At 64.3% G+C, this 5,870-nt stretch carries 6 protein-coding genes; 3 read left to right on the top strand and 3 right to left on the bottom strand.

Annotated features, from left to right (window positions below):
- Nucleotides 1-527, bottom strand: a 527-nt coding sequence (locus WCE35_RS01035; protein WP_424591488.1) for an enoyl-CoA hydratase/isomerase family protein, incomplete at its 3' end; no start/stop codon positions are given.
- Nucleotides 528-538: 11 nt separating this feature from the next.
- Nucleotides 539-1,651, bottom strand: coding sequence for a cyclic nucleotide-gated ion channel (locus WCE35_RS01030; protein ID WP_424591487.1), 1,113 nt, complete (start codon nucleotides 1,649-1,651; stop codon nucleotides 539-541).
- A gap of 319 nt (nucleotides 1,652-1,970) precedes the next feature.
- On the opposite strand from WCE35_RS01030, the gene WCE35_RS01025 reads away from it, so the two are divergent.
- Together WCE35_RS01025 and WCE35_RS01020 are read left to right on the top strand one after the other, a co-directional pair.
- Nucleotides 1,971-2,636: a Crp/Fnr family transcriptional regulator gene (locus WCE35_RS01025; protein WP_424591486.1), complete on the top strand. Its 666-nt coding sequence runs from the start codon at nucleotides 1,971-1,973 to the stop codon at nucleotides 2,634-2,636.
- Nucleotides 2,633-3,541 (top strand): DUF6537 domain-containing protein, encoded by a 909-nt coding sequence (locus WCE35_RS01020; protein WP_424591485.1) that lies wholly within the window; start codon nucleotides 2,633-2,635, stop codon nucleotides 3,539-3,541. Before WCE35_RS01025 ends, WCE35_RS01020 begins: the two co-directional genes overlap by 4 nt.
- Nucleotides 3,542-3,547: 6 nt before the next feature.
- Here WCE35_RS01020 and WCE35_RS01015 read toward each other — a convergent pair whose 3' ends face one another.
- Complete coding sequence (locus tag WCE35_RS01015; protein ID WP_424591484.1) at nucleotides 3,548-4,948, bottom strand: TAXI family TRAP transporter solute-binding subunit; 1,401 nt, start codon at nucleotides 4,946-4,948, stop codon at nucleotides 3,548-3,550.
- 424 nt (nucleotides 4,949-5,372) lie between these two features.
- Here WCE35_RS01015 and WCE35_RS01010 point away from each other — a divergent pair, with 424 nt between their 5' ends.
- Complete coding sequence (locus WCE35_RS01010) at nucleotides 5,373-5,720, top strand: DUF3307 domain-containing protein (protein WP_424591483.1); 348 nt, start codon at nucleotides 5,373-5,375, stop codon at nucleotides 5,718-5,720.
- The last annotated feature ends 150 nt before the right edge of the window (nucleotides 5,721-5,870 follow it).

Raw genomic sequence — 5,870 nt, 5'->3', positions numbered from 1 at the left:
GCGCTGATCCTCTCGGCGGTCAGGAACAGTTTCTTGGCGTTGTCGACACCGAGCCGCGACACATAGCGCCGGATGCCGCTCGTGTAGTAATGCAGCCCGAGCCGCGCGGCCGGCATGAACATTTCGCCAGAATCGACACCGATGCGGAAATCGCAGGCCAGCGCCAGATCGGTCGCGCCGCCATAGACGCCGCCGTTGAGCCGGCAGATGGTCGGCAGCTTGAGATCCTCCAGCCGGTTGACGACCGCTTCGAAGGCCGAACCGGCGCTCGGCGCTTCGCTGGCGCTGGCGGCGCGCTCGGCGACCGAGTTGAGGTCGTAGCCGGCGCTGAAGGCGCGGCCGGTGCCGGTCAGCACCAGCACCCGGATCGCTGCATCGGCCTCGATCCGGTCGAACAGTTTGATCAGCGCGTCGAGGTCTTCCGCCTGCAGCCGGTTCAAATGTTTCGGGCGGTTGAGGCGGATGGTGGCGCGTGCGCCCGAGATCTCGAGCACCGGCGCGCCGGCCGCCTCGGCCGCTTCAGGCATCGTCGTCCCCATTATTTGTTTTCCAGCGCCCGCCGGTTGGCTTCGACATCGATGGTCTCGGCCAGATCGGGGTGCCGTGCCATCAACAGGCGGAAATCGACGAGATCGAGCACCAGCAGTCGCGACACCCGCGTGGTGGTGATATTGGCCGAGCGCAGATTGTTGCCGAGCAGCGCCATCTCGCCGAAGAACGCGCCTTCGCCGAGCTTCACCTTCTTGCCGGGCAGATCGACCTCGACTTCGCCTGCGGCGATGAAATACATGCAGTCGCCGGCCTGGCCCTTGCGGATGATCATGGTGCGCGCCGGCAGGTCCATGGTGCGCAGCATGTGCGTCACGTCGGCGATGGCGGCAGGGCCAAGCGCGGCGAAGAACGGCACCTTGCTGACGGATTCCCAGGTTTTCAGAAAATTGTCGCGACGGGTCTCCGCGGCAAAGCCGGTGGCGAGGATGCCGGTCCAGAGTCCGAAAACGCCGAGCCCGCAGATCATCACGACCGCCGCGGTGAGCCGGCCGAGCAACGTGACCGGCACGACATCGCCATAGCCTACGGTGGTGAGGGTGACGACCGCCCACCACAGGGTCGCCGGGACGCTGCCGAACGCCGCGGGCTGGGCGTCGCGTTCGAAGAAGTAGACCGCCACCGACGCCAGCGACAGTACCATCAGGAAGATCACCAGCACGCTCAACAGCGGGCCGGATTCCAGCGCCAGAACGCGGCGCAATTGCCGCAGTCCCGGAATTCCCGGAACCACCTTCAGCACCCACAGGACGCAGAGCAGCCACGCCGTCCTGGGTTCTACACCACAGATGATGGCAAGCGGCACCGCCACGGCGGCGAGGGTGTCCACCAGCCCGCGGCCCGACAGCGCATAAGCCCATCCCCGTTCTGACAGAGCGGCGTGGTGCAGCCGCACCGCCCATTCGAACACGAAATAGGCGAGGCACGCCCACAGCACCGCATCGACCCAGTGATGCGCCGCCTCATAGGCCGGCGCGATGGTGAGCAGCACCATCGTGCCGACGCCGATCGTTACCGCCGCATAGGCCGTCGTGGTCATGTTGCGGCCAGCCGTCGCGGCGGCGAATTGAGCCAGAGCCGGGTGAACGAGCCGCTTGGACATCGGGAAGGGGCCGCCTGTCGGTGCGAAAAAGCCTGATCCGGTCAAAACCAAAGCGTGACCGCTGGCTACAAGGTGCCCGCCCTCGGGGGGGCCGTCAACGATGGCCGATCAAAGCGCCTTGCCAGGCCGGGCGGCATCCGGTTCGGGGGAACGGCCGGGAGCCGGCCAAGGCTGAATTTTTACCCGGGATAGGTGAGAATTCCTGTCAAAACGTCGCTTTTTCCCCGTATATCGAAGGTGGTTGGCGAACATCAGGATGTCGGGCGCGCGCCGATATCCGTTCGCAAAAACGTTCATTATGCAAAGCTGGTTGGCTCCAATGGATACATCTCATCTGGCAGAACACGCAGGAACCGTCGGCACCCTGTTCGCGTCCGTCTTCGTGGTTGCCACGACCACGATGCGGACCATGATCCCGTTGCGGATTTTCGGCATTCTGACCAACGTCGTCCTGATCGCGACCGCGATTCCTGGCCCCAATTATCTGGTCATCCTGGTGCAGACGGTGGTTCTACTGCTCAATTCCTATCGGCTGCACCAGATGCTGCAGCTGGTGCGCGACGTGAAGAAATCGGTCAACAGCGACCTGTCGATGGAATGGCTGAAGCCGTTCATGACCGAGCGCAATTGCGCCGCCGGAGATGTGCTGTTCTACAAGGACGAGAAGGCCGAGGACATGCTCTATATCGTCAGCGGCCGGTTCAAGCTGGTCGAGTCCGGGATCGAACTGCCGGTCGGCGCGATCGTCGGTGAACTCGGCATGCTGTCGCCGTCGAACATGCGCACCCAGACGCTGGAATGCGTGGAAGCCGGGCTGATCCTGAGCGTCAGCTACAGCAAGGTCGAGGAGCTCTACGTGCAAAACCCGGCCTTCGGCTTCTACTTCCTTCGCCTCACAAGCGCCCGGCTGTTCGAGAACATCGACAAGCTGGAGAAGCGGCTGGCGCAGCAGGCGGCCCCTGCGGCCGAGCCGAAGCCCGCGTGAGCAGGGGGGGGCGCGCGGGCGTGTCGGACAAGGGCATCCTGGCTTCGTTGCGCTATCTGTTTGCCGATTTCATCGGCGACGATGACGACACGCCGCCGTTTCTCCCGGAAGGCCTGCCAGCCTCGGTCGCGCTTGCCGCCAGCGATGCCATCCACTTGCTGATCGACTATCAGGGCGTCGGCTACGCGCAGCTCTATGTCGACCGGCTGCGGCGGTTCGTCGGCCGGCACGGCGTCGATGACACGTTGCTCGGCGACATCGCCCGGCTGATGGCGGCGCGCATGAGCTATCAAGATCCGATCCGGATCGCGCAGCTGAAACTCGCCGAGCTCGGCGCGACGGACGGGCGCGCGCCGGTCAAATCCGCCGACGATGTCAGAAAATTCCGGCTCGACGAGCTGATCGAAGCGCTTCCCGCCATTGTCGCCGATCCCGTGCTCGACGTGCTGGCGCGGGTCGGATGGGCGCGCAAGACGGTTTCGATCCGGTTCAGCACGAAAAGCCGCTGGGGCATTCGCCGGCTCAGGATCGAGGCGGCGCTGCGGCGATGGCGGCGGTTCTCGGTGCGCTATGCCAGGGAGCGGGTCTGGGTCGAGCGCTGGCTGCACATGATCGACCGCAGCCTGACCAGGCAACCCGGGGCGGCGTCCGCGATCGCGCAGACCGCGACCATGGTCAACGGGTATGGCGACGCCTACCGCCAGGGCATGGCGGACTGGCATGCGATCATCGATAGCCTTGTCAAACCGACCTTTGACGGCGCTCTCGCCTTGCCCGATCTTGCCGGTGCGATCGCGGAAGCCCGCGCCGCCGCCTTGCCAGATTCGCGGCAGGCGGCGCTGAAGCGCAAGATCGCGGAGATCAGGGCGCGGGCGCCGGCTGCGACGAACGCGGCGGCCGGGTGATCGCGTTCACGCGCTGTGCGCCGTCTTCACGGCCACCACATTGTCGTCCTGCGGCGGCGGATGCCGTTTCAAATGATCGCGGCGCATGCCGATCTCGTCACGGACGAATTCATAGCCAAGCTTGAATGTCTCCAGTCCGTCGCTCGAGATGGTGCCGTCGCGCAGCCCTATCACCGCGCCGCGCAAGATCGCCTCGAGCTCGTCCTGCAACTCGTCCAGCGCGTCGAGGGTTCCGGCGTGTTCCATCCGTTCGCCGATGTCGAGAATGGCGGTCGCGAGCTCGCCGGCCTTTTCCGGGGCGACCCGGGTGACCTTGGTATAGATGCCGGCAAAGATCGAGCCGATGATGCTGAGCGCGGCGGCGCCGAAATACATGATGTCGCTGTAGCGATCCAGGAACGACTTGGTGTCGTCATTGATATATTCGGCCGCGCCCGGATGCGCGACGATGAAGGCGTCCTTGTCGGTGGCGGCCGGTTCGATCCTGGCGGCAAAGCCGTCGTCGAGCGCCAGCTCGGCCTTGTTCTCATAGATAAGGCGCGCGAGCTCGCCCGCGGTCGTCGCCGCGAGGTTTGACTGCGCAACCAGAAGCCACTCCAGCCCGATGGTGTCGACGTCGTCATCGGGGATCGCGGGCGAGGAGGACAGCATGCCGGTGGTCACGGTTTCCTGCGAGATGGCGGGATATTTCCTGGCCAGCGCCTTGGCCGCGTCGATCGGGTTCAAGGTGAAGCCGCCGCGTTTGGCATATTGCTCGTAGGCCTTGTCCTTGATGATCCGCGAGGTGTGCTCGATCGCAACCACGGCGCCGAAGCCCGCCGCGAACATCTTGTCGAAAGTCATGTTCGGCGGCGCCAGCTGGACCCGCGACGCGGCGTCGGGGCTGTCGGACAGCTCGAGGACCTTGCGCACGAATGTCACGCCGTTGTCGCCGTCGGCCACGACCGCGATTTTCTTCTTCCGCAGGTCGGAAACCGATTTGATCTTCTTGCCGCCGGGGCTCAGCACCAGCACCAGATCATGTTCGAGGATTGCGATGGCGCGGGCGCGCGGCGGAATCTTCGCGTCGGTGCGCAGCACGGCGAGATTGGCCTCTTTGCGGTCGAACTGCGCGAGCGCCCTGGTATTGTCCGCGTTGGGCACGATCTTGAGCCGCAGCCGCGTGGCGTTGTTCTTCAGCACCGCGGCGAGCCTGGCGGCGAAACGCGCCTCTCGGCCGTTGGGCTCGCCGACGGCAAACACCAGCGTTTCCGAATTCCTGAGCCAGACCCGGCCGCCCCAGACCGTCGCCGCCGTCAGGAGCAATGTCAGGACCGAAAACAAGATGATCTGCGTACGGTTGCTTTTGACGACCCGTGAGCGGGGGCGCGGCTTGTCAGGAAGCGGTGCGGGCGCTTCGGCGCTCATGGCTCATACCCGGTCTCCGGGGGTGCTTTGCCGCCTCAACCGGCGGGCGGACCGCCCGATCAATTCGTAAATACCTAAAAAAGAACGATAATTTCCAGTCCAGCGATGATATCCGGCTGCCGCGGGATTGCAAATCACGCCCCGCCGGTAACGTTAATCCTGGAGGTATGTGCGGAACGCCCCCGGGCGTATCCCCGCAAGGTCATATCGTGTGATTTTCGGACTACCCACAGGTGCATTCCGGCCCGGGAGGTGTCATAAATGGGCGATAATTAGCGACTTGTCCGGGTTTGAGAACAAGTTGCGCTGACGGCCTGGTCCAGCTTTTCTTTTTGCCACCCCTCTTCAGTCCCAGCAAAGGGCGTCAGCTTTGTTGTTTCCTGCCATGTCGTCGTCGGTTCCAGTTGATGCGCTGGTGGGGTGGATGCTGCTTCTCACCGCCAAGCACGTGGTGGCGGATTTCTTCCTGCAGAGTTCCTGGATGGCGATCGGCAAGGACCAGAAGACCGGCTGGGCGCTGCCGCTTGTGGCCCACTGCCTGGTTCACCTCGCCGTCGCGCTGCTGCTGATCCTGATCGTCGCGCCCAAATTCTGGTTCGTCGCTTTCATCGACTTCGCCATTCACATCACGGTCGATCGCGCCAAGGGACTTTGTACCTCGACGTTCGGCGTGACGCCGGAGCATCCGTGGTTCTGGTCGCTGATCGGGGTCGATCAGGCGCTGCACCACCTCACCGGTTTCGGGCTCTCGATCTTCATGGCGGCGAATTAGCGTTTTCGAGCGGAACCAAATTGGCTCAGGCCGCGCCCGCGTCCCGGAAAAATACGCCCAACTGGCGCGGCCCGACCATCGGTTCGACGAGGCTCCAGCCCAGCCTTTCGTAGAACCGCGACATCCGCGGCCGCGCGCACAGATAGATGC

It is taken from the genome of Bradyrhizobium sp., assembly GCF_049691595.1.
In the GTDB taxonomy this organism is placed as follows: domain Bacteria; phylum Pseudomonadota; class Alphaproteobacteria; order Rhizobiales; family Xanthobacteraceae; genus Bradyrhizobium.
Note: the sequence above shows the minus strand (reverse complement) of the source record. Positions and strands in the feature narration are given on the sequence as shown.